The 24672-nt window shown below is 59.3% G+C and carries 27 protein-coding genes; 24 read left to right on the top strand and 3 right to left on the bottom strand.

Annotation, left to right across the window (positions count from 1 at the left end):
- The first annotated feature begins 50 nt into the window (after nucleotides 1-50).
- The 16 genes from N2K86_RS01705 to phnP all read left to right on the top strand — a co-directional run bounded on the left by N2K86_RS01705 (nucleotide 51) and on the right by phnP (nucleotide 11937).
- Nucleotides 51-386 (top strand): zinc ribbon domain-containing protein YjdM, encoded by a 336-nt coding sequence (locus tag N2K86_RS01705; protein ID WP_260660252.1) that lies wholly within the window; start codon nucleotides 51-53, stop codon nucleotides 384-386.
- 123 nt (nucleotides 387-509) lie between these two features.
- Nucleotides 510-941, top strand: a complete 432-nt coding sequence (yjdN, locus tag N2K86_RS01700) for a VOC family metalloprotein YjdN (protein WP_260660251.1) — start codon at nucleotides 510-512, stop codon at nucleotides 939-941.
- Nucleotides 942-1114: 173 nt separating this feature from the next.
- A complete protein-coding gene (phnC, locus tag N2K86_RS01695) occupies nucleotides 1115-1903 on the top strand; it encodes a phosphonate ABC transporter ATP-binding protein (protein ID WP_260660250.1) in 789 nt (262 codons plus the stop codon).
- Nucleotides 1904-1926: 23 nt separating this feature from the next.
- Entirely contained in the window at nucleotides 1927-2943 is a 1017-nt protein-coding gene (gene phnD / locus N2K86_RS01690) for a phosphonate ABC transporter substrate-binding protein (RefSeq protein WP_260660249.1), read from the top strand.
- A gap of 117 nt (nucleotides 2944-3060) precedes the next feature.
- Nucleotides 3061-3840, top strand: a complete 780-nt coding sequence (gene phnE, locus N2K86_RS01685) for a phosphonate ABC transporter, permease protein PhnE (protein WP_089598648.1) — start codon at nucleotides 3061-3063, stop codon at nucleotides 3838-3840.
- Between the two features lie 19 nt (nucleotides 3841-3859).
- Entirely contained in the window at nucleotides 3860-4585 is a 726-nt protein-coding gene (phnF, locus tag N2K86_RS01680) for a phosphonate metabolism transcriptional regulator PhnF (RefSeq protein ID WP_260660248.1), read from the top strand.
- Entirely contained in the window at nucleotides 4586-5038 is a 453-nt protein-coding gene (gene phnG / locus N2K86_RS01675) for a phosphonate C-P lyase system protein PhnG (RefSeq protein ID WP_260660247.1), read from the top strand. It abuts the gene before it with no gap.
- Complete coding sequence (gene phnH, locus N2K86_RS01670; protein WP_032662532.1) at nucleotides 5035-5619, top strand: phosphonate C-P lyase system protein PhnH; 585 nt, start codon at nucleotides 5035-5037, stop codon at nucleotides 5617-5619. Before phnG ends, phnH begins: the two co-directional genes overlap by 4 nt.
- Nucleotides 5619-6683: a carbon-phosphorus lyase complex subunit PhnI gene (locus tag N2K86_RS01665; RefSeq protein WP_260660246.1), complete on the top strand. Its 1065-nt coding sequence runs from the start codon at nucleotides 5619-5621 to the stop codon at nucleotides 6681-6683. The genes phnH and N2K86_RS01665 overlap by 1 nt, the downstream gene beginning before the upstream one ends.
- Nucleotides 6676-7521, top strand: a complete 846-nt coding sequence (locus tag N2K86_RS01660; protein WP_260660245.1) for an alpha-D-ribose 1-methylphosphonate 5-phosphate C-P-lyase PhnJ — start codon at nucleotides 6676-6678, stop codon at nucleotides 7519-7521. The genes N2K86_RS01665 and N2K86_RS01660 overlap by 8 nt, the downstream gene beginning before the upstream one ends.
- Nucleotides 7518-8273: a phosphonate C-P lyase system protein PhnK gene (phnK, locus tag N2K86_RS01655; protein WP_104949624.1), complete on the top strand. Its 756-nt coding sequence runs from the start codon at nucleotides 7518-7520 to the stop codon at nucleotides 8271-8273. The genes N2K86_RS01660 and phnK overlap by 4 nt, the downstream gene beginning before the upstream one ends.
- A gap of 107 nt (nucleotides 8274-8380) precedes the next feature.
- Nucleotides 8381-9061: a phosphonate C-P lyase system protein PhnL gene (gene phnL / locus N2K86_RS01650; RefSeq protein ID WP_260660244.1), complete on the top strand. Its 681-nt coding sequence runs from the start codon at nucleotides 8381-8383 to the stop codon at nucleotides 9059-9061.
- Nucleotides 9058-10194 (top strand): alpha-D-ribose 1-methylphosphonate 5-triphosphate diphosphatase, encoded by a 1137-nt coding sequence (phnM, locus tag N2K86_RS01645; RefSeq protein WP_260660243.1) that lies wholly within the window; start codon nucleotides 9058-9060, stop codon nucleotides 10192-10194. Before phnL ends, phnM begins: the two co-directional genes overlap by 4 nt.
- Nucleotides 10191-10742 (top strand): ribose 1,5-bisphosphokinase, encoded by a 552-nt coding sequence (gene phnN / locus N2K86_RS01640; protein WP_260661618.1) that lies wholly within the window; start codon nucleotides 10191-10193, stop codon nucleotides 10740-10742. Before phnM ends, phnN begins: the two co-directional genes overlap by 4 nt.
- Complete coding sequence (gene phnO / locus N2K86_RS01635) at nucleotides 10735-11169, top strand: aminoalkylphosphonate N-acetyltransferase (RefSeq protein ID WP_260660241.1); 435 nt, start codon at nucleotides 10735-10737, stop codon at nucleotides 11167-11169. The genes phnN and phnO overlap by 8 nt, the downstream gene beginning before the upstream one ends.
- A 9-nt stretch (nucleotides 11170-11178) precedes the next feature.
- Nucleotides 11179-11937, top strand: a complete 759-nt coding sequence (phnP, locus tag N2K86_RS01630) for a phosphonate metabolism protein PhnP (RefSeq protein ID WP_260660240.1) — start codon at nucleotides 11179-11181, stop codon at nucleotides 11935-11937.
- A 52-nt stretch (nucleotides 11938-11989) separates the two neighbouring features.
- Here phnP and yjdP read toward each other — a convergent pair whose 3' ends face one another.
- Both yjdP and N2K86_RS01620 read right to left on the bottom strand, forming a co-directional pair.
- Nucleotides 11990-12313, bottom strand: a complete 324-nt coding sequence (yjdP, locus tag N2K86_RS01625; RefSeq protein ID WP_260660239.1) for a DDRRRQL repeat protein YjdP — start codon at nucleotides 12311-12313, stop codon at nucleotides 11990-11992.
- 69 nt (nucleotides 12314-12382) lie between these two features.
- Nucleotides 12383-14662 (bottom strand): ATP-binding protein, encoded by a 2280-nt coding sequence (locus N2K86_RS01620; protein WP_260660238.1) that lies wholly within the window; start codon nucleotides 14660-14662, stop codon nucleotides 12383-12385.
- Between the two features lie 125 nt (nucleotides 14663-14787).
- Here N2K86_RS01620 and N2K86_RS01615 point away from each other — a divergent pair, with 125 nt between their 5' ends.
- From N2K86_RS01615 to N2K86_RS01590, 6 genes are all read left to right on the top strand, one after another.
- Nucleotides 14788-16308 (top strand): sugar ABC transporter ATP-binding protein, encoded by a 1521-nt coding sequence (locus N2K86_RS01615; protein WP_260660237.1) that lies wholly within the window; start codon nucleotides 14788-14790, stop codon nucleotides 16306-16308.
- The gene (locus N2K86_RS01610; RefSeq protein WP_042719147.1) at nucleotides 16305-17300 is read left to right on the top strand and encodes an ABC transporter permease subunit; all 996 of its coding nucleotides are present in this window, start codon (nucleotides 16305-16307) and stop codon (nucleotides 17298-17300) included. The genes N2K86_RS01615 and N2K86_RS01610 overlap by 4 nt, the downstream gene beginning before the upstream one ends.
- Nucleotides 17301-17330: 30 nt before the next feature.
- Entirely contained in the window at nucleotides 17331-18272 is a 942-nt protein-coding gene (locus N2K86_RS01605; protein WP_260660236.1) for an ABC transporter substrate-binding protein, read from the top strand.
- Between the two features lie 113 nt (nucleotides 18273-18385).
- Nucleotides 18386-19072 carry a D-lyxose/D-mannose isomerase gene (locus N2K86_RS01600; protein WP_260660235.1) on the top strand — a complete coding sequence of 229 codons (687 nt, stop codon included), beginning with the start codon at nucleotides 18386-18388 and terminating at the stop codon, nucleotides 19070-19072.
- A 10-nt stretch (nucleotides 19073-19082) separates the two neighbouring features.
- On the top strand, nucleotides 19083-19943 hold the full coding sequence (locus N2K86_RS01595; RefSeq protein WP_260661616.1) for a ketose 1,6-bisphosphate aldolase: 861 nt from the start codon (nucleotides 19083-19085) through the stop codon (nucleotides 19941-19943).
- On the top strand, nucleotides 19943-20947 hold the full coding sequence (locus N2K86_RS01590) for a carbohydrate kinase family protein (RefSeq protein ID WP_260661615.1): 1005 nt from the start codon (nucleotides 19943-19945) through the stop codon (nucleotides 20945-20947). Before N2K86_RS01595 ends, N2K86_RS01590 begins: the two co-directional genes overlap by 1 nt.
- Here N2K86_RS01590 and N2K86_RS01585 read toward each other — a convergent pair.
- Nucleotides 20944-21675 (bottom strand): response regulator, encoded by a 732-nt coding sequence (locus N2K86_RS01585; protein ID WP_260661614.1) that lies wholly within the window; start codon nucleotides 21673-21675, stop codon nucleotides 20944-20946. The two genes, N2K86_RS01590 and N2K86_RS01585, sit on opposite strands and share 4 nt — an antisense overlap.
- 256 nt (nucleotides 21676-21931) lie before the next feature.
- Here N2K86_RS01585 and fdhF point away from each other — a divergent pair, with 256 nt between their 5' ends.
- Nucleotides 21932-24079, top strand: coding sequence for a formate dehydrogenase subunit alpha (fdhF, locus tag N2K86_RS01580; RefSeq protein ID WP_260660234.1), 2148 nt, complete (start codon nucleotides 21932-21934; stop codon nucleotides 24077-24079).
- 322 nt (nucleotides 24080-24401) lie between these two features.
- Nucleotides 24402-24554: a Hok/Gef family protein gene (locus N2K86_RS01575; protein ID WP_080329986.1), complete on the top strand. Its 153-nt coding sequence runs from the start codon at nucleotides 24402-24404 to the stop codon at nucleotides 24552-24554.
- The last annotated feature ends 118 nt before the right edge of the window (nucleotides 24555-24672 follow it).

Genomic DNA, 24672 nt, shown 5'->3' with positions numbered 1-24672 from the left:
CATTTAGCTGGCACTTTCCAGCGTGTTAACACTTTTTTGAGGATACCGACATGCAACTCCCACACTGTCCGAAATGCAATTCTGAATACACTTACGAAGATAATGGCATGTTCATCTGCCCGGAATGCGCACACGAATGGAATGACGCAGAGCCGACGCAGGACAGCGATACGCTCATCGTAAAAGATGCGAACGGCAACCTTCTGGCCGACGGCGACAGCGTCACCGTGGTGAAAGATCTGAAGGTGAAAGGCAGCTCTTCCATGCTGAAGATCGGCACCAAAGTGAAGAATATCCGTCTGGTAGAAGGCGATCACAATATCGACTGCAAAATTGACGGCTTCGGTCCAATGAAACTGAAATCTGAGTTCGTGAAAAAGAACTGATTTTTCCCCTGTAGGCCCGGTAAGCGAAGCGCTACCGGGCGCTGTTGCCGGATGAGCTACGCTTATCCGGCCTACAAAAAAAGAACTACACTTAACGGGCTTTTCTTTCGTGAGGTAAAGATTATGCCGTTAAGTCCCTACATCTCTTTCTCTGGTAACTGTGCTGAGGCCACCGCCTTCTATCAGCAGGCCGTCGGCGCAGAACTCCTCTACAAAATCACCTTCGGCGAAATGCCCAAAGACGAAAACAGCGAAGAAGGCTGTCCGTCAGGCATGAACTTCCCGGATACCGCCATCGCCCACTCTAACGTTCGCATTGCCGGCAGCGATATCATGATGAGTGATGGTCTGCCACCCGGCAGCAGCACGCAGTACGCCGGATTTACGCTGGTGCTCGACACGCAGGACGTGGATGAAGGCAAACGCTGGTTCGACAGCCTCTCTGATGGCGGCAATGTCGAAATGGCCTGGCAGGAAACCTTCTGGGCGCACGGCTTCGGTAAAGTCACCGACAAATACGGCGTGCCATGGATGATTAACGTCGTTAAATCGTAGGCCGGATAAGCGCAGCGCATCCGGCAACAGCGCCCGGCGGCGCTGCGCTGACCGGGCCTACGGTAATTGTCATCAAATCCCCCTCAACTCTTCAAATTCCCGCAACCCAGACTTAACCCAAATGTCATATTGATGCGCCAGCATGAGGCCACATTTATTGTGAGGCCCAGCACATGCAAACTGTCATCCGCGTCGAGAAACTGAGCAAGACCTTCCATCACAACAAGGCGCTGCATGCCGTTGATCTGACCGTCCAGCAGGGCGACATGGTGGCGCTTCTCGGGCCTTCTGGCTCAGGCAAATCCACCCTTCTGCGCCATTTAAGCGGCCTCATTACCTGCGATAAAACCCCGGAAAGTCACGTCGAGTTGCTGGGCAACACCGTGCAGCGCGCAGGCCGTCTGGCAAGCGATATTCGCAAAAGCCGCGCCCAGACGGGCTACATCTTCCAGCAGTTCAATCTGGTTAACCGCCTGACGGTGCTGGAAAACGTGCTGATTGGCGCACTCGGCAGCACCCCGTTCTGGCGTACCTGCCTGCGCTGGTTCTCCTCTTCTCAGAAACAAGAAGCGCTGCAGGCGCTAACGCGCGTCGGTATGGCGCATTTTGCCCACCAGCGCGTTTCCACCCTGTCCGGTGGACAACAACAGCGCGTCGCCATCGCCCGCGCGCTGATGCAGAAAGCAAAAATCATTCTTGCCGATGAACCCATCGCCTCGCTGGATCCAGAATCGGCACGCATCGTAATGGAAACCCTGCGCGACATTAACCAGCACGACGGCATCACCGTGGTGGTGACGCTGCATCAGGTGGATTACGCCCTGCGCTACTGCGAGCGCATCGTTGCCCTGCGTCAGGGCCACGTGTTCTTTGATGGCGCAAGCCACCAGTTTGATAACGAACGTTTTGACCATCTCTACCGCAGCATTAATCGCGTCGAAGAGAACGCGCAGGCTGCTTAACGTCCCCATAACGAGGAATGGAAATGAGCTATAAAACGGTTGCCGCGCTGGCCTTCACCAGCATGTTCAGCATCAGCACCCTGTTAAGCCCGGCCTACGCCGAGGAGCAGGAAAAAGCGCTGAACTTTGGCATCATTTCGACAGAATCACAGCAGAACCTGAAGCCCCAGTGGGAACCGTTCCTGAAAGATATGGAAACCAAACTGGGGATCAAAGTGAACGCCTTCTTTGCCCCGGACTACGCGGGCATCATCCAGGGGATGCGCTTCAATAAAGTGGACATCGCCTGGTACGGCAACCTCTCCGCCATGGAAGCGGTGGACCGTGCGAACGGCCAGGTCTTTGCCCAGACCGTTGCGGCAGACGGTTCTCCGGGCTACTGGAGCGTGCTGATCGTGAACAAAGACAGCCCGATCAACAACCTCAACGACCTGCTCGCCAAACGCAAAGAGCTGACCTTCGGCAACGGCGACCCGAACTCCACCTCCGGCTTCCTCGTCCCGGGCTACTACGTCTTCGCCAAAAACAACGCCTCCGCCAGCGACTTCAAGCGCACCGTCAACGCCAGCCACGAAACCAACGCCCTGGCGGTGGCCAACAAGCAGGTGGACGTTGCCACTAACAACACCGAAAACCTCGACAAGCTGAAGACCTCCGCGCCGGACAAACTGAAAGAGCTGAAGGTTATCTGGAAATCGCCGCTGATCCCGGGCGACCCGATCGTCTGGCGTAAAAACCTCTCCGAAAGCACCAAGGACAAGGTCTATGACTTCTTTATGACCTACGGCAAAACGCCGGAAGAAAAAGCCGTTCTGGAGAAGCTGGGCTGGGCACCGTTCCGCGCGTCAAGCGACCTGCAGCTGGTTCCGATTCGCCAGCTGGCGCTGTTCAAGCAGATGCAGGGCGTGAAAGACAACAAAAGCCTTAAGGAAGACGAGAAGACCAGCAAAGTCTCTGAAATTCAGGCCCAGCTGGACGATCTCGACCGCCTGACCGCCGCGCTCGGCGCAATGACCAGCGTGAATAAAGCGGTGCAGTAGATCTTTTCTCCCTCTCCCTGTGGGAGAGGGCCGGGGTGAGGGCATCAGCGCGCACATTTCCCCCTCACCCTAACCCTCTCCCTCAAGGGAGAGGGGACTAAACCCAAAGGAGTCATCATGCAAACCATTACCCTCCCACCGCCAAAGCGCAGCTGGTTCTCGCTCATAAGCTGGGCCATCCTGCTGGCGGTGCTCGTTATCTCCTGGAAGGGCGCGGAAATGGATCCGCTGCTGCTCTTCAAAGATTCCGGCAACATGGCCACCTTCGCCGCCGATTTCTTCCCGCCGGACTTCAGCCAGTGGCAGGACTACCTTGGCGAAATGGCGATCACCCTGCAAATCGCCGTCTGGGGCACCGCCCTTGCCGTCGTTCTTTCCATTCCGTTTGGCCTGATGAGCGCCGAAAACATCGTGCCGTGGTGGATATACCAGCCGATGCGTCGCCTGATGGACGCCTGCCGCGCCATTAACGAAATGGTCTTTGCGATGCTGTTCGTGGTCGCCGTCGGCCTGGGTCCGTTCGCGGGCGTCATGGCGCTGTTCATTCACACTACCGGCGTGCTTTCGAAGCTGCTCTCCGAGGCGGTTGAAGCCATCGAACCCGGCCCGGTGGAAGGCATTCGCGCGACCGGTGCCAACAAAATCGAAGAGATCCTCTACGGCGTTCTGCCTCAGGTGATGCCGCTGCTGATCTCTTACTCTCTGTACCGCTTTGAGTCCAACGTCCGCTCCGCCACCGTGGTCGGCATGGTGGGCGCAGGCGGGATTGGCGTCACCCTGTGGGAAGCCATTCGCGGTTTCCAGTTCCAGCAAACCTGCGCATTGATGGTGCTCATTATCGTCACCGTCAGCCTGCTGGATTTCCTCTCTCAACGTTTGCGTAAGCACTTCATCTGAGAAGCGAGGCTTTGTTTCTATGCACTTATCCAGACATCCGACCAGTTACCCCACCCGCTGGCAAGAGATTGCGGCAAAGCTCGAAGTGGAGCTGCGCACGCACTACCGCTGCGGGGACTACCTGCCCGCCGAGCAGCAGCTTGCCGACCGCTATGAAGTGAACCGACACACCCTGCGCCGCGCCATTGACCAGTTGGTCGAGCGCGGCTGGGTCCAGCGCCGTCAGGGCGTGGGCGTACTGGTGCTGATGCGTCCGTTCGACTACCCGCTGAACGCTCAGGCGCGCTTTAGCCAGAACCTGCTGGATCAGGGCAGCCACCCGACCAGTGAAAAACTGCTCTCGGTATTGCGCCCGGCCTCCAGCCACGTGGCGGACGCGCTGGGGATCCAGGAGGGCGACAACGTTGTTCATCTCCGCACGTTGCGACGGGTCAACGGCGTGGCGGTATGCCAGATAGACCACTACTTCGCAGACCTCACCCTCTGGCCTGTGCTGCAGAATTTCTCCAGCGGCTCGCTACATGACTTTCTTCAGGATGCGACAGGCATTGCGCTTAAGCGCACTCAGACGCGCATCAGCGCCCGCCGCGCGCAGGCGAAAGAGAGCAAGGTGCTCGAAATTCCCAATATGGCCCCGCTGCTCTGCGTGCGCACCCTCAACCACCGTGACGGCGAGATCGACGCGACGGAATACTCCGTCAGTCTGACACGCGCCGACATGATCGAATTCACCATGGAGCACTGAATGCATTTCGACACCTCCGTCCGTCAACGCTGGATGCGCGTGCTGGCCCACTCTCAGCCTGCCGCGCTGCACAGCCGCATGAACGCGCTCAACCTCGCGCCGGACTACGACACTATCCGCGCCCCGGAGATTGGCCTGGTACAAATCCAGGCGCGCATGGGGGGCACCGGCGAGCGCTTCTTCGCCGGAGACGCCACCCTCACCCGGGCAGCGATCCGTCTGAACAGCGGCACGCTGGGCTACAGCTATGTGCTGGGGCGCGATAAAGCGCATGCCGAGCGCTGCGCGGTGATCGATGCGCTTTTACAGGAACAACCCTATTTCCAGACGTTAATGGAAACCCTTATTGCCCCGCTGGAAGCCGACCGCGCCGCGCGCATTGCCGCACGTCAGGCCGAAGTGAACACCAGCCGGGTCGACTTCTTTACGCTCGTTCGCGGAGACAACGCATGACGCTTCAACCTGCTTTTACCCTGGCCGTCCAGGATGCCCAACACAGTTTTCGTCGCCTGCTGAAGGCCATGAGCGAGCCGGGCGTGATCGTCTCACTGCACCAGCTTTCACAGGGCTGGCTGCCGCTGAATCTGGCGACCACCAGCGTGCTGCTGACCCTTGCCGACAACGATACCCCGGTATGGCTTTCGGGCGCGCTGTCGAACGATATCGCCAGCCAGAACCTGCGTTTTCACACCAGCGCCCCGCTGGTCGATCAGCCCCAGCAGGCAGTTTTTGCCGTGGCCGATGAGCAAATCAGCCATGAACAGCTCAACGCCCTGAGCGAAGGCAGCGCCGTCGCCCCGGAGACCAGCGCCACGCTGATTTTGCAGGTCTCCAGCCTGAGCGGCGGCCGCATGCTGCGCCTGACGGGCGCAGGCATCGCCGACGAGCGCATGGTCGCGCCGCAGTTGCCGGAGTGCATCATTCACGAACTGACCGAGCGCCCGCACCCGTTCCCGCTGGGCATTGACCTCATCCTGACCTGCGGCGAGCGCCTGCTGGCAATCCCGCGGACCACCCACGTGGAGGTGTGCTGATGTACGTTGCCGTCAAAGGGGGCGAGAAGGCCATCGCCGCCGCCCATGCGCTACAGGCGCACAGACGACGGGGCGATGAACGGCTCCCCGAGCTGAGCGTCGCCCAGATTGAGCAGCAGCTTAATCTCGCCGTTGACCGCGTGATGACCGAAGGCGGTATCGCCGACCGCGAGCTGGCGGCGCTGGCGCTGAAGCAGGCCAGCGGCGATAACGTGGAAGCCATCTTTCTGCTGCGCGCCTACCGCACCACGCTTGCCAAACTGGCAGTCAGCGAGCCGTTGAAAACGGCACAGATGCGCCTGGAGCGCCGCATTTCTGCCGTTTATAAGGACATCCCCGGCGGCCAACTGCTGGGCCCCACCTATGACTACACTCATCGCCTGCTGGATTTTACCCTGCTGGCGAACGGCGAAGCGCCGCCGCTCAGCCCTTCCGACGCTGAACAGGAACCGTCTCCGCACGTCTTCAGCCTGCTGGCGAAACAGGGTCTGGCGAAGGCGGAGGAAGATTCTGGCGCGCAGCCGGATGACATCACCCGCACGCCACCGGTTTACCCGTGCTCTAGATCGTCCCGCCTGCAGCAGCTGATGCGCGGCGACGAAGGCTATCTGCTGGCGCTGGCCTACTCCACCCAGCGCGGCTACGGGCGCAACCACCCGTTTGCAGCCGAAATTCGCAGCGGCTACATCGACGTCGAAATCGTGCCGGAAGAGCTGGGTTTTGCCGTAAACGTCGGTGAACTGCTGATGACCGAATGCGAAATGGTCAACGGATTTGTCGCGCCCGAAAATGAAGACCCGCACTTTACCCGCGGCTACGGGCTGGTGTTCGGCCTCGGCGAGCGCAAGGCCATGGCGATGGCGCTGGTCGACCGTGCCCTGCAGGCACCGGACTACGGCGAGCACATTGCAGGCCCGGCGCAGGACGAAGAGTTCGTGCTGGCCCACGCGGATAACGTTGAGGCCGCCGGTTTTGTCTCGCACCTCAAGCTGCCGCACTACGTCGATTTCCAGGCCGAACTGGAACTGCTGAAACGCCTGCAACGGGAGCGCGACAATGGCTAACTTAAGCGGCTACAACTTTGCCTATCTGGATGAGCAAACCAAACGTATGATCCGCCGCGCGATACTTAAAGCGGTGGCCATTCCGGGCTATCAGGTGCCGTTCGGCGGCCGCGAAATGCCGATGCCCTACGGCTGGGGCACGGGCGGTATTCAGATCACCGCCAGCGTGATCGGCGAAGCGGACGTGCTGAAGGTCATCGACCAGGGCGCCGACGACACCACCAACGCCGTGTCGATCCGCAGCTTCTTCCAGCGCGTAACCGGCGTTAATACCACTGAAAAAACCGAAGACGCGACGCTGATCCAGACCCGTCACCGCATTCCGGAAACCCCGCTGGCTGAAGATCAGATTTTGATTTTCCAGGTGCCGATCCCGGAGCCGCTGCGCTTTATCGAGCCGCGCGAAACCGAAACCCGCATCCTGCACGCGCTGGAAGAGTACGGGATCATGCAGGTCAAACTGTATGAGGATATCGCCCGCTTCGGCCATATCGCCACCACCTACGCCTATCCGGTGAAGGTGAACGGGCGCTACGTGATGGACCCGTCGCCGATCCCGAAATTCGATAACCCGAAGATGGACATGATGCCCGCCCTGCAGCTGTTCGGTGCCGGACGTGAAAAACGCATCTACGCCGTCCCGCCCTACACGCGTGTCGAAAGCCTGGATTTCGACGATCACCCGTTTACGGTGCAGGAGTGGGACGAGCCGTGCGCCATCTGCGGATCCAAACACAGCTATCTGGACGAAGTGGTGCTGGACGACACGGGCAAACGGATGTTTGTCTGCTCCGACACCGATTACTGCCGCCAACAGAGCGAGGCGAACGGCCAATGAAACCGCTGCTTTCGGTTAATCACCTGACTCACCTTTATGCGCCGGGCAAAGGCTTTAGCGACGTGTCGTTCGAGCTATGGCCGGGCGAAGTGCTGGGGATCGTCGGCGAGTCCGGCTCCGGCAAAACCACCCTGCTGAAGTCCATCTCCGCGCGCCTGACGCCGCAACACGGCGAGATCCTGTATCAGGGGCGCTCCCTCTACGGCATAAGCGAGGCCGAGCGCCGCCGCCTGCTGCGCACCGAGTGGGGCGTGGTGCATCAACACCCTATGGAAGGCCTGCGCCGTCAGGTCTCGGCGGGAGGCAACATCGGCGAACGCCTGATGGCCACCGGCGCGCGCCACTACGGCAACATCCGCGCCACCGCCCAGCACTGGCTGGAGGAAGTTGAAATCCCCGCCTCGCGCATCGACGACCTGCCGACGACCTTCTCCGGTGGGATGCAGCAGCGCCTGCAGATTGCGCGCAACCTGGTCACCCACCCGAAGCTGGTGTTTATGGATGAACCCACCGGCGGGCTGGACGTCTCCGTGCAGGCGCGCCTGCTCGATCTGCTGCGCGGTCTGGTGGTGGAGCTGAACCTGGCGGTGGTGATTGTCACCCACGATCTGGGCGTTGCGCGCCTGCTGGCGGACCGCCTGCTGGTGATGAAGCAGGGTCAGGTGGTGGAAAGTGGATTAACCGACCGCGTGCTCGACGATCCGCACCATCCGTACACCCAGCTTCTGGTGTCGTCCGTGTTGCAGAACTGAGGGTGCTATTGCCGGGTGGCGCTGCGCTTACCCGGCCTACGAATAGCGCACCTGTAGGTCGGGTAAGGCGTAGCCGCCACCCGGCAAGAAATCCCCACGAGGCCAACATGATCCACGTACAAAACGTAAGTAAGACCTTTGTGCTCCACCAGCAAAACGGCGTGCGCCTGCCGGTGCTGCAAAATGCCTCTCTGGAGGTTAATCGCGGCGAATGCGTGGTGCTGCACGGCCACTCCGGCAGCGGAAAATCCACCCTGCTGCGCTCCCTGTACGCTAACTACCTCCCGGACGAAGGCCATATTCACATTCGCCACAACGATGAGTGGGTCGATCTGGTTCAGGCCCCCGCGCGTAAAGTGCTGGAAGTGCGCCGTACGACGATCGGCTGGGTGAGCCAGTTTCTGCGGGTGATCCCGCGGATCTCCGCCCTGGACGTGGTGATGCAGCCGCTGCTGGATCTCGGCGTGCCGCGCGAGACCTGCGCCGCCAAAGCCGCCGACCTGCTGACACGCCTGAACGTGCCGGAGCGCCTGTGGCACCTCGCCCCGTCGACCTTTTCCGGCGGCGAGCAGCAGCGCGTCAATATCGCCCGCGGCTTTATCGTCGACTACCCGATTTTACTTCTGGATGAACCTACCGCCTCGCTTGACGATAAAAACAGCGCGGCCGTGGTGGAACTGATCGAACAGGCCAAAGCGCGCGGGGCGGCGATCGTCGGGATCTTCCACGACGAGACCGTTCGCACCCGCGTCGCGGACAGGCTGCACCCAATGGGGACAAACGCATGATTATCAATAACGTCAGACTGGTGCTGGAAAATGAAGTCGTTGATGGCTCGGTTGAAGTCAATGAAGGCGTTATTCGCGCCTTTGCCGAAACCCAGAGCCGCTCACCGGCGGCGATGGACGGCGAAAGCGGCTGGCTGCTGCCGGGGCTGATCGAACTGCATACCGATAATCTGGACAAATTCTTCACCCCGCGCCCGAAGGTGGACTGGCCCGCCCATTCGGCGATGAGCAGCCACGACGCGCTGATGGTCGCCAGCGGCATCACTACGGTGCTGGACGCAGTGGCGATTGGCGACGTGCGCGACGGCGGCGATCGTCTGGAGAACCTGGAGAAGATGATCAACGCCGTGGAGGAGACCCAAAAGCGCGGCCTCAACCGCGCCGAGCACCGTCTGCATCTGCGCTGCGAGCTACCGCACCACACGACCCTGCCATTGTTTAAAAAACTGGTCGGGCGCGAGCCAGTCTCTCTGGTCTCCCTGATGGACCACTCGCCGGGGCAGCGTCAGTTCGCCAACATTGAAAAGTATCGCGAATACTATCAGGGCAAATACTCGCTCAGTGATGCGGAGATGGCGCGCTATGAAGAAGAGCAGCTGGCGTTGGCAGCTCAGTGGTCGCAGCCTAACCGCCTCAAGATTGCCGCGATGTGCCGGGACCGCAACATCGCGCTGGCCAGCCATGACGACGCCACGCACGATCACGTGCGTGAATCCCACCAGCTTGGCAGCGTGATCGCCGAATTTCCCACCACGCTCGAGGCGGCGGAAGCCTCCCGCAGGCACGGCATGAACGTGCTGATGGGCGCACCGAACATCGTGCGCGGCGGCTCGCACTCCGGCAACGTCGCGGCAAGTAAGCTTGCCTCGCTCGGCCTGCTGGATATTCTCTCGTCCGACTACTACCCCGCCAGCCTGCTGGACGCGGCGTTTCGGGTGGCCGACGACGAAGGCAACAGCTTCACGCTGCCGCAGGCGATTCGCCTGGTGACGAAAAACCCGGCCACCGCGCTCAATCTTCAGGATCGCGGGGAAATCGCCGAGGGTAAACGCGCGGACCTGGTGCTGGCCCACCGCAAGGGCGAACACGTTCATATCGACCACGTCTGGCGTCAGGGAAAAAGGGTGTTCTGATGGGAAGACTCATCTGGTTAATGGGGCCGTCCGGCTCCGGAAAAGACAGCCTGCTGTCGGCGCTGCGGCAGCAGGAACACGCGCGACTGTTGGTCGCGCACAGGTACATCACCCGCGCGGCCAACGCCGGAAGTGAAAATCATATCGCCCTGAGCGAGCAGGAGTTTTTTACCCGCGCCGGGCAAAATCTGCTGGCGCTGAGCTGGCACGCCAACGGCTTTTACTATGGCGTGGGCATCGAAATCGACCTCTGGCTGCACGCGGGTTTTGACGTGCTGGTTAACGGCTCGCGCGCGCATCTGCCGCAGGCGCGTTCCCGATATGAAGCGGCCCTGCTGCCGGTCTGTTTAGAGGTTTCGCCGGAGATCCTGCGTAACCGCCTGCAAAATCGTGGCCGCGAAAGCGCAAAAGAGATAGACCAGCGCCTGGAACGTGCGGCGCGCTACACTCCGTCGGGCTGCCACGTCCTCAATAACGACGGAAGTTTGCTACAGTCAGTCGAGATCTTTTTAACGCTGATCCGCCAGAAGGAGAAACAGCATGCCTGACTGCCAGCTTCGCCCCGCTACCGCCGACGATGCGCAGAGTGTTTACGCCCTCATCTGCGAACTTAAGCAGGCAGAATTCGATCATCAGGCGTTTCACGCGGGCTACCTTGCCAACCTGCAGGATCACAACATGCGCTACCAGCTTGCCGAACTGGACGGGCAGGTCATCGGTATGATCGGTCTGCACATGCAGTTTCATCTCCATCACGCACGCTGGATCGGCGAGATCCAGGAACTGGTGGTGATGCCGCAGGCGCGCGGGCTAAAGGTGGGCAGCCAGCTTCTGGCATGGGCGGAAGCGATCGCTCGCCAGGCGGGTGCCGAGCTAACGGAGCTCTCCACCAGCGTAAAGCGCACTGATGCCCACCGTTTTTACGTCCGTGAAGGGTATACGCAGAGCCATTTTCGATTCACCAAACCGCTGTAGAGGTGCGTTATGAGTCTGACCATCACGCTGACCGGAACCGGCGGTGCCCAGCTGGTCCCGGTCTTTGGCTGCGACTGCGCGGCATGTCGCCGGGCGCGTCTGCAGGACAACTATCGCCGTCGCCCGTGCAGCGCGGTGGTCAAATTCAACGATGCGGTGACGCTACTGGACGCGGGTATTCCGCACCTGATGGACGACTGGCCCGCGGGCAGCTTTCAGCAGTTTTTGCTGACGCATTATCATATGGATCACGTTCAGGGGCTGTTCCCCCTGCGCTGGGGCGTGGGCGCGACGATCCCGGTCTACGGTCCGCCGGACGAAGCGGGCTGTGACGACCTGTTTAAGCACTCGGGGATTCTGGATTTCAGCCATACGGTTGAGCCGTTTGTGATGTTTGAGCTCCAGGGTCTGCGGGTCACGCCGCTGCCGCTCAACCATTCGAAACTGACCTTCGGGTATTTGCTGGAATCGGCCCATAGCCGCGTGGCCTGGCTGTCCGACACCGCCGGACTGCCGGAGAAAACGGTGAAGTTCCTGCTCAACAACCAGCCACAGGCGATGATTATCGACTGCAGCCATGAGCCACGCGAGGAAACACCGCGCAACCATTGCGACTTGAATACCGTGATTGCGTTAAACGAGGCGATTGGCTGCCCGCAGGTGATCCTGACCCACATCAGCCATCAGTTTGACGTGTGGATGATGGATAACCCGTTGCCCGACGGCATTGAAGCGGGGTACGACGGAATGGTGTTGGTGTTGGACTAGGTTTTCTCCCTCTCCCGTGGGAGAGGGTTGGGGTGAGGGCAACAGGCCGCACTTAACCTCGATCGTAATCGTCTTCTAACCTGCGCTCATCCTCTTCTAACCTGCGGCGATCGTCATCCAACTGGCGCTGACGCTCGTCTAGACGCTGGCGTCTGTCTTCAAGCTGCCGACGGCGGTCGTCGTACTGTCGACTGTCCATTTGACGGCTTCGATCGTAACGATCGTCGTCATCGTCATTACGACTGCTGCTGGGGTTATACGCATCGTTGATCGCCTGTTGAATGTTGCCAATAGCATCATCAACAATATCGGCGTGAGCCAGTTGGCTGGTGAGTGACAGCAGACCAAATAACAGAGCAGTTGAGTAACGTTTCATAAGGCCAGACTCGCAGGTTAACTGGCTTTACGGTAATGAAAGGCAGAAAACGGGGGTAGCGGAGGAATCTCAAATTAGCATCACCTTCCGCAACGCCTGCGCCAACTGCACACGTGTAAACGGCTTACGCAACAACTGAACGTCCGGCAGCTGTGGATTATGCGCTGGCCGTAAATCCTGGCCGCTGATCAGCAGCACCGGGAGCTGCGGATAATGACTGCGCACCTGGCTAATCACCTCGGCCCCGCTCAGGCTTCCCGGCAACATCAGGTCGCTGATAAACAGGCCAATATCCGGCGATGCCGCCAGCATGTTCAGCGCCTGCTCGCCGTTATCCGCTTCCAGCGTCAGATAGCCGAGCTGATGCAGCTGCTCGCACAGGGTCTGACGGACATCGGCTTCGTCCTCCAGCACCAGTACCAGCCGCTCGTTCTCAACGGTAGCGGTGGCAGACAGCGCTTCATCCTCGGAAGCGGCGGGAAGCGTCGAGCGCGGGAGGTGAAGCCGGACGGTTGTTCCCTGCCCCGGTGCGCTCTCGATCTCCACGCGACCGCCGGACTGACGCACAAAACCGTAGACCATCGACAGGCCTAACCCGCTCCCGCTCCCGGTCTGTTTGGTGGTGAAGAACGGCTCAAAGACGCGGGATTTCACCTCCTGAGACATCCCGCTGCCGCGGTCAATGACCTCCAGCGCCACCATATCCTGCCTTCGCCCGTCGCTGCGGGTCACGCGCTGGTTCCAGGTGCGAATTTTGATCACCCCGCTTTGCCCCTCCATCGCATCACGCGCGTTCATTACCAGGTTGATAATGGCGTTTTCCAGCTGGCTGACGTCTATCCACGCGGGCCACGCCGGGGATTGCGCTTCAATCTCCAGGGTCAGGGTGGCAGGCAGAGAGTGGCGCATCAGTTCCCGGAGGTTCTCCAGCAGCGGCAGCATCTCTACCGCATGCGGCGTCAGGGATTGCTTGCGGGAAAACGCCAGCAGGCGCTGGGTCAGCAGCGCGCCGCGTTCTGCTGCCTTTAGCGCCCGGGTAATACGCGGCGCGTCTTTTGATTCGGTGTCGGTGAGCTCAAGGCTGCCGATGATCACCGCCAGCAGGTTATTAAAATCATGCGCCAGCCCGCCCGTCAGCTGTCCGACGGCCTTCATCTTCTGGCTATGCAGCAGCGCCTCTTCCAGCCCCTGACGCTCGACGCGGTCGATCTCCATCTGCGTGGTTTTCTCTTTCAGCAGACGCGTGGTGTGCTCAAGCGAGGCGGTGTTGCGGGCAAAAACGTTAAACGCGCGCGCCAGCTCGCCCAGCTCATCGCGCCGCTGCAGCGCGGGCACCGAAACATCCTGCTCGCCGTGCGCAAGGCGCGACATCGCTCTGGAGATAGCCGTCAGATTAGAGCCCAGATTGCGGTAGATATACCAGCAGGCGCACCCGGTGATGATCAGCGCCAGTACGGCGAAAATGCTGATAAACACGCTGATCGAGCGCAGCTCCTGATGGCTCTGGGCGGTACGCAGCCGGGAGGCGTTCGCCACCTGTTCTACATACTGATTGATGTCGCTGTTGAGGATCGCCACCAGCGCCTTGATGTGGAACATATACCAACTGATCGCCAGATCGCTCTCTTCCAGCTGCTTCGACAGAGGGGAAAGTTTATGCAGCTCGACGTTAAAATCGGGCAGGACAGCGTTCACAACAGGCTGCGCTGTTTGCCAGGGCAATGTTGCCGTCACGGCGTCAAGCTGCTGAACGGTCGCGCGCGGCGAAGGGGTGTCGATGGCAGCAGCGATCAACCTGTCCATTTCCATCAGCTGCTGCGCATCCGGCACGTTGCTGTCGTAACGACGATTGATATCCTGCAGATGGCGCAGGTAACTCTGGCTCTGGTAGAGCGAGCTGAGCAGCGCGTTACGCTCCAGGTGGCGTCGCTGCCCGCGCTCAAGCATCTCCGTCACGCTCTGCTGTAATTCATTGCTTCTTTGAATAATACGCGCCACCAGCGCCGGTTCCTGCTGCGCCAGAGGCGCATCCGCAAGCTGTTCCAGCGAGTGGCGCAGCGCCATCTGCGTCTGTTTCAGCCGTTCAGCTTCGCCTTTGTACTCCAGCGCACCGACCACCTGCGACAGCCGCACCGCCGCCGTAGCCACGTTGGCCGTGTCGCGCGCAAGGTTCATGCTGCCGGTCATGTCATCCAGCGTTTGCTGCTGCACCTGTTCCTGGATCTGGCTCGCGTGACGAAAGCCGAGCACCGCCACGCCGCTGACCATCAGCGTTACCGCCACCACCAGCAGGTTAAATATCAGCAGGCGACCGCGGGCGCTGGTGAAGAACGGGGGGCGTGAAGACATGTTGACTCCCTAACTGTGATCCACATTCGCTATTCATAACTATGACAAATATGAACAGCTTCTGACATTTTGCATTTACGCACCTGTGATGAAGTGCAGATATCGGCATTCGCAGGAGATCCGCCATGAGCAGAACCCCGGTATTAGAGATGCGCAGCATTGCCAAAACGTTTGGCAGTTTCCACGCGCTCAAGGGTGTAGATTTGACGGTCTTTCCAGGAGAGATCCACGCGCTGATGGGGGAAAACGGCGCGGGAAAAAGCACGCTGATGAAGATCCTCGCCGGAGCCTATACCGCCACCAGCGGCGAGATCCTGATCGACGGCCAGCCGTTTCATATTAAAGGCCCGAAAGATGCGCTGGCGGCAGGTATTACCCTGATTTACCAGGAGATGCAGCTCGCGCCCAATCTCACCGTTGCCGAAAATATTTTCCTCGGCAGCGAACTGTCGCGCGGCGGGCTGGTGCAGCGCAAAGAGATGGCCGCCCAGGCGCAGGCGGTGATTGACCGTCTCGGGGCGCAGTTCAGCGCCACCGACCTGGTGATGAAGCTGACCATCGCCGAGCAGCAGCAGGTAGAAATTGCCCGCGCGCTGCACCGCAACAGCCGCATTCTGGTGATGGACGAACCTACCGCCGCCCTCTCCTCGCGGGAAACGCACCGCCTGTTTGAACTGATTTTGCGCCTGCGCGATGAAGGGATGGCGATCATCTATATCAGCCACCGCATGGCGGAAGTGTATGAACTCTCAGATCGCGTCAGCGTTCTGCGCGACGGGCAGTACGTCGGCAGCCTGACGCGCGACAAGCTGAATGCTTCTGAACTGGTGCGCATGATGGTGGGCCGCCCGTTAAGCGACCTGTTTAACAAAGAACGCGACATCCCGTTAGGCAGCCCGCGCCTCAACGTGCATCACCTTACTGACGGCAAAAAAGTGCTTCCCTGCAGCCTGCAGGTGCGTTCCGGCGAAATCGTCGGGCTGGCGGGCCTGGTCGGGGCCGGACGTTCCGAGCTGGCACAGCTCATCTTCGGCGTGCGTAAAGCCACCGGCGGCATGATTGAGGTGGATGGCGAACCGGTGGTGATCCACTCCCCGCGCGCGGCCATTGATAACGGCATCGGTTTTCTCACTGAAAACCGCAAGGAGCAGGGGCTGTTTCTGGAGCTGGCGGCGCAGGAGAACATCACCATGGCGACGCTGGAGCGCGACGCCACCTTCGGCATGTTGAACCGTAAAAAAGCGCAATCAATTTCCGATGACGCTATCGCCCTGCTCAACATCCGCGTGCCGCATTCTCAGGTGCGCGCAGGCGGGCTGTCCGGCGGCAATCAGCAAAAGCTGCTGATCTCCCGCTGGGTGGCCATCGGCCCGCGCATTCTGATCCTTGACGAACCTACGCGCGGCGTAGACGTCGGCGCGAAAAGCGAGATCTACCGCATCATGAACCAGATGGCCCGCAAGGGGGTGGCGATTTTAATGATCTCCAGCGAGCTGCCGGAAGTGGTAGGCATGAGCGACCGGGTGTACGTAATGCGGGAAGGCAGCATCGCGGGTGAACTGCACGGGCGCGACATCTCTCAGGAAAACATTATGACGCTGGCAACCGGCGTGAACGACACTCATCATCAGGCGGTGCAATCATGACAACTCCTACCCATCCGCAGCAGGTGGCGAAATCCGCCTCCGCCAAAAAAATGCTGATGAGCGATCTGATGCAAACGGTCGGTATTCTGCCGATTCTTATCCTGATTGTGGCGGTATTTGGCTTTATCGCCCCTAACTTTTTCACCGAGAGCAACCTGCTCAATATTACCCGCCAGGCGTCGATCAATATCGTGCTGGCGGCGGGAATGACCTTCATCATTTTGACCGGCGGGATTGACCTCTCCGTGGGCTCGATTCTGGGTACCACAGCGGTGGCCGCGATGGTGGTCTCGCTTATCCCGGAATTCGCGATGCTCTCCATTCCGGCCGCGCTGATGCTCGGCATGGTGCTGGGACTGTTCAACGGCGCGCTGGTGGCCTTTGCCGGGCTCCCCCCCTTCATCGTCACGCTCGGCACCTATACGGCGCTGCGCGGCGCGGCCTACCTGCTGGCCGACGGCACGACGGTTATTAACTCCAACATCAGCTTCGAGTGGATCGGCAATAACTACCTCGGCCCGATTCCGTGGCTGGTGGTGATTGCCCTGGCGGTCATTGCTATCTGCTGGTTTATCCTGCGCCGCACTACGCTTGGCGTTCACATCTACGCGGTGGGTGGCAACATGCAGGCGGCGCGCTTAACGGGCATTAAGGTCTGGCTGGTGCTGCTGTTTGTCTATGGTATGAGCGGCCTGCTCTCTGGCCTCGGCGGGGTGATGAGCGCCTCGCGACTCTACAGCGCCAACGGTAACCTCGGCATGGGTTACGAGCTGGATGCGATTGCGGCGGTGATCCTCGGCGGCACCAGCTTCGTCGGCGGGATCGGCACGATCACCGGCACGCTGGTGGGGGCGCTTATCATCGCCACCCTCAACAACGGCATGACGCTGATGGGCGTCTCTTACTTCTGGCAGCTGGTGATCAAAGGGGCGGTGATCATCATAGCGGTGCTGATCGACAAATACCGTACCCGACACCACCAAAGTGCATAACAACAATACCCTACGAGTGAGGAAGACAAGATGCGTTTGAAACCGTTAGTAACCGCGCTCTGTGCTGGCGCGCTGCTTGCCGCAACGCCGTTTGCGCAGGCGAAAGATCTGAAGTCCATTGGCGTGACGGTGGGTGACCTGGCTAACCCGTTCTTCGTGCAGATCACCAAAGGTGCCGAGCTGGAAGCGCGCAAGCTGGCAGGCGATAACGTCAAAGTGACGCTGGTTTCCAGCGGTTACGATCTGGGCCAGCAGGTGGCGCAGATCGACAACTTCATCGCCGCGAAAGTAGACATGATCATCCTCAACGCCGCGGATTCTAAAGGGATCGGCCCGGCGGTGAAGCGCGCGAAGGATGCCGGGATCGTGGTCGTTGCGGTTGACGTGGCGGCGGAAGGGGCCGATGCCACCATCACCTCCGACAACACCCAGGCGGGGGAAATGGCCTGTAAGTACATTACCGACCATCTGAAAGGCAAAGGCAATGTGGTGATCATCAACGGACCACCGGTCTCTGCGGTACAAAACCGCGTGGAAGGTTGCCAGACGGAATTCAAAAAACATCCGGATATCAAAGTGCTCTCGGATAACCAGAACGCCAAGGGCAGTCGTGAAGGCGGTCTGGAAGTCATGACCTCCCTGCTGGCCGCTAATCCGAAGATCGACGGCGTATTCGCGATTAACGATCCGACGGCGATCGGCGCCGATCTGGCGGCGAAACAGGCGCAGCGCAACGAGTTCTTTATCGTCGGCGTGGACGGCTCACCGGACGGTGAAGAGGCGTTGAAGCGCGAAAACTCCCTGTTTGTCGCGACCCCGGCGCAGGATCCGCAGGTGATGGCGGCAAAAGCGGTGGAAATTGGCTATGACATTCTTCAGGGCAAACCTGCGCCAAAAGAGCCCGTGCTGATCCCGGTAACAATGATCGATAAAAAGAACGTCGGGACCTATAAGGGGTGGACGGTTAAGTAGACCCCTCACCCTAGCCCTCTCCCCACAGGGGAGAGGGAACTTGAACACCCTCTCCCCTATGGGGAGAGGGCAGGGTGAGGGGCAAGGTTTTGCACATAACTCCGGGAGTCCCCATGAAACGCTCCGACATCAATGAAATTCTCGGCCACACGCGACAGTTTTTTTCCATGCACGACGTGCATCTCCCGCCTTTTGCCAGCTTTCCGCCCACTAAATGGCAGCAGCTTGACCAGGCCGCATGGCAGGAAGTGTTTGACCTCAAGCTCGGTTGGGACGTGACGGCGTTCGGCGGCAACAGCTTTGCCGCCGAGGGCCTGACGCTGTTTACCCTGCGCAACGGCTCGCCCAACGGCGTGCCCTATGAAAAATGCTACGCCGAAAAAATCATGCACGTGCGCGACGGCCAGGTTACGCCGATGCATTTTCACTGGCGCAAGCGGGAAGACATCATCAACCGGGGCGGCGGGAACCTGATTATTGAGTTATGGAATGCGGGCGCGCATGAAGAGACGGAAAACACCGACGTGACGGTCACCGTCGACGGCTGCCGTCAGACCCACGCCCCCGGCAGCCAGCTGCGCCTGCTGCCCGGTGAAAGCATCTGCCTGACGCCCGGTCTTTACCACAGTTTCTGGGGTGAACGCGGCTTCGGCGACGTGCTGGTCGGCGAAGTGTCATCGGTAAACGACGACGAGCACGATAACCACTTTTTGCAGCCCGTTTCCCGCTATAACAACATCGAAGAAGACGAACCGGCGGTGCTGGTGCTGTGCAACGAGTACAACCTGTTTCGGATATAAGGGGTGAATGATGCCATTGATTTCTCTTGCCGACGGTCTTGAGCACGCCAGGGCGAATCGCTACGCGCTGGGCGCATTCAACGTTCTCGACTCCCACTTCCTGCGCGCGCTGTTTGCCGCCGCGAAGCAGGAACGCTCGCCGTTTATCATTAACATCGCCGAAGTGCATTTTAAGTACGTGTCTCTGGATTCGCTTGTCGAAGCGGTGAAGTTTGAAGCCGCCCGTCACGCTATTCCCGTGGTGCTTAACCTCGATCACGGGCTGCATTTTGAGGCCGTCGTGCGCGCCCTGCGCCTAGGCTTTAGCTCGGTGATGTTCGACGGTTCGACGCTGAGCTACGAGGAAAACATTCGCCAGACGCGGGAAGTGGTGAAGATGTGCCACGCGGTGGGTGTGTCGGTGGAGGCGGAACTGGGCGCGGTCGGTGGTGATGAAGGCGGCGCGCTTTACGGGCATGCGGACGAAGCGTGCTTTACCGACCCGCAGCTGGCGCGCGAATTTGTTGATTCAACCGGCATTGACGCGCTGGCGGTTGCTATCGGCAACGCGCACGGCAAATACAAGGGCGAGCCGAAGCTCGATTTCCCGCGCCTGGACGCCATTCGCCAGCAGACGGGCCTGCCGCTGGTTTTACATGGCGGCTCCGGCATTAGCGACGTCGACTTCCGCCGCGCCATCGAGCTGGGCATTCATAAAATCAACTTTTATACCGGCATGTCGCAGGCTGCGCTCGCCGCCGTGGAGCAGCGCATGGCAAACCGCCAGCCGCTGTATGATGAATTTGCCGAGTTGCTGCTGGGGATAGAAGAGGCGATTACGGATACGGTCGCCGAACAGATGCGCATCTTCGGCAGCGCGGGGCAGGCATGATGGAACGTAAAGGCATCATCGCCGCAGGCAACATGCTGGTGGATCACGTCCACCAGATCGTGCAGTGGCCGGAGCGCGGCTGGCTGGCGGAAATCACTCACAGCGAACGATCAACCGGCGGGGCGCCGCTCAACGTGCTGCTGACGCTGGCGAAAATGCACGTTGGCCTGCCGCTGCAGGCGGTGGGGCTGATTGGCGAAGACGGCGACGGAGACTACATTCTGGCGATGCTTGACCAGTACCACGTCAACCGCCAGCGCGTGCAGCGCACCACCTTTGCCCCAACCTCCATGTCGCAGGTCATGACCGATCCCAGCGGACAGCGCACCTTCTTCCACTCGCCGGGCGCCAACCGCCTGCTGGATCTTCCCGCCTTCGATCGCTTAGACGGATCGATGAAGATCTTCCATCTCGGCTACCTGCTGCTGCTCGACAGCCTGGATATGCCCGATGACGAGTTCGGCACCCGCAGCGCGCGGCTGCTGGCGCAGATGCGCGACCAGGGATATGAAACCTCGCTCGACCTGGTGTCCCGCAAGGGCGACCCGCGCTATCAGCCGCTGGTGCTCCCTGCCCTGCGCCATCTTGATTATATGGTCATTAACGAGCTGGAAGCCGGGGAGTTTAGCGGGCTGGAGATGCGCGACGGCAGCGATGCGCTGAACACAGCCCATATTGCTGAAGCCGCCGCGCAGCTGCTGGCGGCAGGCGTTCGTCAGCGGGTGGTGATCCACTGCCCGGAAGGGGCATGGGGGGAAGCGCCGGGTGAGCAAGGCCGCTGGATCCCGTCGTGGATGCTTGCGCAGGAAGAGATTATCGGCAGCGTCGGCGCGGGCGATGCGTTTTGCGCGGGGTTTTTATACGGTTGTCATGAATCGCTGTCGCTTACCGAGAGTATTTATCTGGCGCACGCCTGCGCGCGGGCAAGCCTGCTGGCCGCCAATGCCATTGACGGCGCGAAAACGTTGGCCGAACTGCAGCTGTTTATCAAAGAAAATACCTAGGCCGCTTTCTCGTTATGAGAAACATCAGTGGCAAAGACGTAGCCCAGGCCGCGAATGGTTTTAATCAGCGCAGGCTGATGCGGGTTGGCCTCGATTTTTCGTCGCAGGCGCATGATCAACACGTCAATCGTACGGTCGAACACCTCGGTGCTTTCGCTGTGGGTGAGTTCAAGCAACTGCTCGCGGCTGAGTACCCGGCGGGCATTTTGCGTGAGCGCCAGCAGCAAGCCGTACTCGCCCTGCGTTAAAGGGACGGTGTTACGCTGCGGATCGCTCAGCTCGCAGCGGGTGGTATCCAGCGTCCAGCCGTTGAAAGCAACGCCCACCGCACGCGGCGCGGGGGCTTCTGCTGCCAGCACGCCCGTCCGGCGCAGTACCGCTTTCACGCGGGCAACCACCACGCGCGGGTTAAACGGTTTGCCGATGTAATCGTCGGCTCCCATCTCCAGACCCACGACCACGTCTGATTCACTGCCCAGCCCCGTCAACATTACCACCGGTAGTTCTGGCCGCTGCTTTTGCAACTGGAGCAAGACCTGCAGGCCGTTGATATCCGGCAGCATCATGTCCAGCAGCACGAGTGCGATACTGGGATCCTGATGTACCCGGTTCAGCGCATCCAGCCCGTTATGGCAGACGAGCACGGTAAAGACGTGCTCGTTGAGCACGTCCTGCAGCAATTCACACACTGCCGTATCGTCATCAACCACCAGAATCGCCGGTTTCATCATATGCTTCCGTCAGGGGATTATGTTAAGTCTGAACCATTCTGCCGTTGGCTCCAGCCAAATTGTTTTTTACGTGACGGAATTTCAACCCATGTCACATCCGCTGCTCTTTCGACACGTCAATTTTGACGATTGCCTGTTTTTCGTCAGGGTTTTGCGCGCATATCAGCCGTACAGTCTGGAGATACCCACACTAAAAACATGGCATAGAAGCTGCATAGTGGGTGCGAAAGATTCGATTAACTGGAGCAGACTGATGAAAAAAGTCGTCACGGTTTGCCCTTATTGTGCCTCAGGTTGCAAGATCCACCTGGTGGTCGATAACGGCAAAATCGTCCGGGCGGAGGCCGCACAGGGGAAAACCAACCAGGGGACGCTGTGCCTGAAAGGGTATTACGGCTGGGATTTTATTAACGATACCCAGATCCTCACCCCGCGCCTGAAAACCCCTATGATCCGCCGCGAACGCGGCGGCAAGCTGGAAGCCGTCACCTGGAACGAGGCGCTCGATTACGTCGCCACGCGTTTGGGCGCAATCAAGGCCAAGTATGGCCCGGATGCGATTCAGACCACCGGCTCCTCACGCGGGACGGGTAACGAAACTAACTATGTAATGCAAAAATTCGCGCGCGCCGTTATTGGTACCAATAACGTCGACTGCTGCGCTCGCGTCTGACACGGCCCATCGGTTGCAGGTCTGCACCAGTCGGTCGGTAACGGCGCAATGAGTAATGCTATCAACGAGATAGATAATACCGATCTCGTCTTCATCTTTGGTTATAACCCGGCGGATTCTCACCCTATCGTCGCGAACCATGTTATTCGCGCTAAACAAAATGGGGCGAAAATCATCGTCTGCGATCCGCGCAAAATTGAAACCGCGCGCATTGCGGATATGCACATCGCGTTGAAAAACGGCTCGAACATTGCGCTGCTGAACGCAATGGGGCACGTCATTATTGAGGAGAATCTGTACGACCAGGCGTTTGTCGCCACCCGTACGGAAGGCTTTGAAGAGTATCGGAAAATTGTCGAAGGCTATACGCCAGAGTCGGTGGAAACGATAACCGGCGTCAGCGCGCAGGAGATCCGCCAGGCAGCACGGATGTACGCGGCAGCGAAAACCGCCGCTATCCTGTGGGGCATGGGCGTGACCCAGTTCTACCAGGGCGTGGAAACCGTGCGTTCCCTGACCAGCCTCGCCATGCTGACCGGCAATCTGGGTAAAGCGCATGTGGGCGTGAACCCGGTGCGTGGTCAGAATAACGTGCAGGGTGCGTGTGATATGGGCGCGCTGCCGGACACCTATCCGGGCTACCAGTACGTCAAATTCCCGGAAAACCGCGAGAAATTCGCGAAGGCCTGGGGCGTGGAGAGCCTGCCGGCACACACCGGATATCGCATCAGCGAGCTGCCGCACCGCGCGGCGCACGGCGAAGTGCGTGCGGCCTACATCATGGGTGAAGATCCGCTCCAGACCGACGCCGAGCTGTCTGCGGTGCGCAAAGGGTTTGAGGATCTGGAGCTGGTGATTGTCCAGGATATCTTCATGACCAAAACTGCGGCGGCGGCGGATGTGATTTTACCGTCGACCTCTTGGGGCGAACATGAAGGCGTCTACACGGCGGCGGACCGCGGCTTCCAGCGCTTCTTTAAAGCGGTCGAGCCGAAGTGGGACCTGAAAACGGACTGGCAGATCATCAGCGAAATCGCCACCCGCATGGGCTACCCGATGCACTACAACAACACGCAGGAGATATGGGACGAGCTGCGAAATCTGTGTCCGGATTTTTATGGGGCAACCTATGAAAAAATGGGCGAACTGGGCTACATCCAGTGGCCGTGTCGCGATGAGTCCGAAGCCGACCAGGGAACGTCATACCTCTTTAAAGAGAAATTCGACACCCCGAACGGACTGGCGCAGTTCTTCACTTGCGACTGGGTTGCGCCCATCGATAAGCTCACCGATGAGTATCCGATGGTGCTCTCCACCGTGCGTGAAGTGGGTCACTACTCCTGTCGTTCGATGACGGGCAACTGTGCCGCGCTGGCGGCGCTGGCGGACGAACCGGGATACGCGCAAATCAACACCGCCGACGCGCAGCGCCTCGGCATTGAGGATGAAGCGCTGGTGTGGGTGAACTCGCGTAAGGGCCGCATAATCACCCGCGCCCAGGTCAGCGACCGTCCGAATAAAGGCGCGGTCTATATGACCTACCAGTGGTGGATTGGCGCCTGTAACGAGCTGGTGACGGAGAACTTAAGTCCGATAACCAAAACGCCGGAGTATAAATACTGCGCCGTAAACGTGGAGCCGATTACGGATCAACACGCTGCGGAACAGTACGTGATCGACGAATATAACAAGCTGAAAGCCCGACTGCGTGAAAGCGCAATGGGTTGATGCCGTTAATTAAACGATAAATAAAGGGAGTGAAGTATTCACTCCCTTTTTATTTCCGATTAACCCATCAATAATATCAATTATTATTCTGGAAAGCGGCTCGCAGAAATAATGTAATTTCCGCAGAACAGAATTACATCTATGCATTTTAATTCAGAGGGATAAGATGTGCGGCGGGTGCTTAAGACTTTCTGTCTTGAGCATTGTTGAGGGACAGAAAGTAGGAAGCCCCGGGAAATTTTCATTTACCCGAGGCTACTCCCTCAACTACCAACAGGTTGAGAGTAGCCTCTTATTCTTTTTTACACAAGGAGTAAAAGGCATGACGCCATTAAAAACTGCGTTAGGCATTGTCTTTATTATCTGCCTGACGATAGTGATATTTACCTTTATTACTCGCGGTAAGTTATGCGAGTTTTCAATAAAGAGTGAGCATCAGGAGGTGGCGGCGAAATTAGCCTGCGTTGCAGGCTAACCTCTTCGGGCGGAACGACAGTTCCGCCCGGCTTGTAGGATGCTGAGGTCTTAATGCACCCATTTTTTTCTTTTGCTACCGCGATTATACTGCGCGGCATGTACCCAGATGATAAGAA

The organism is Enterobacter mori, from assembly GCF_025244905.1.
GTDB lineage: Bacteria > Pseudomonadota > Gammaproteobacteria > Enterobacterales > Enterobacteriaceae > Enterobacter > Enterobacter mori_A.
The sequence above is the reverse complement of the archived record's forward strand: the minus strand, read 5'-3'. Positions and strand labels throughout refer to the sequence as shown.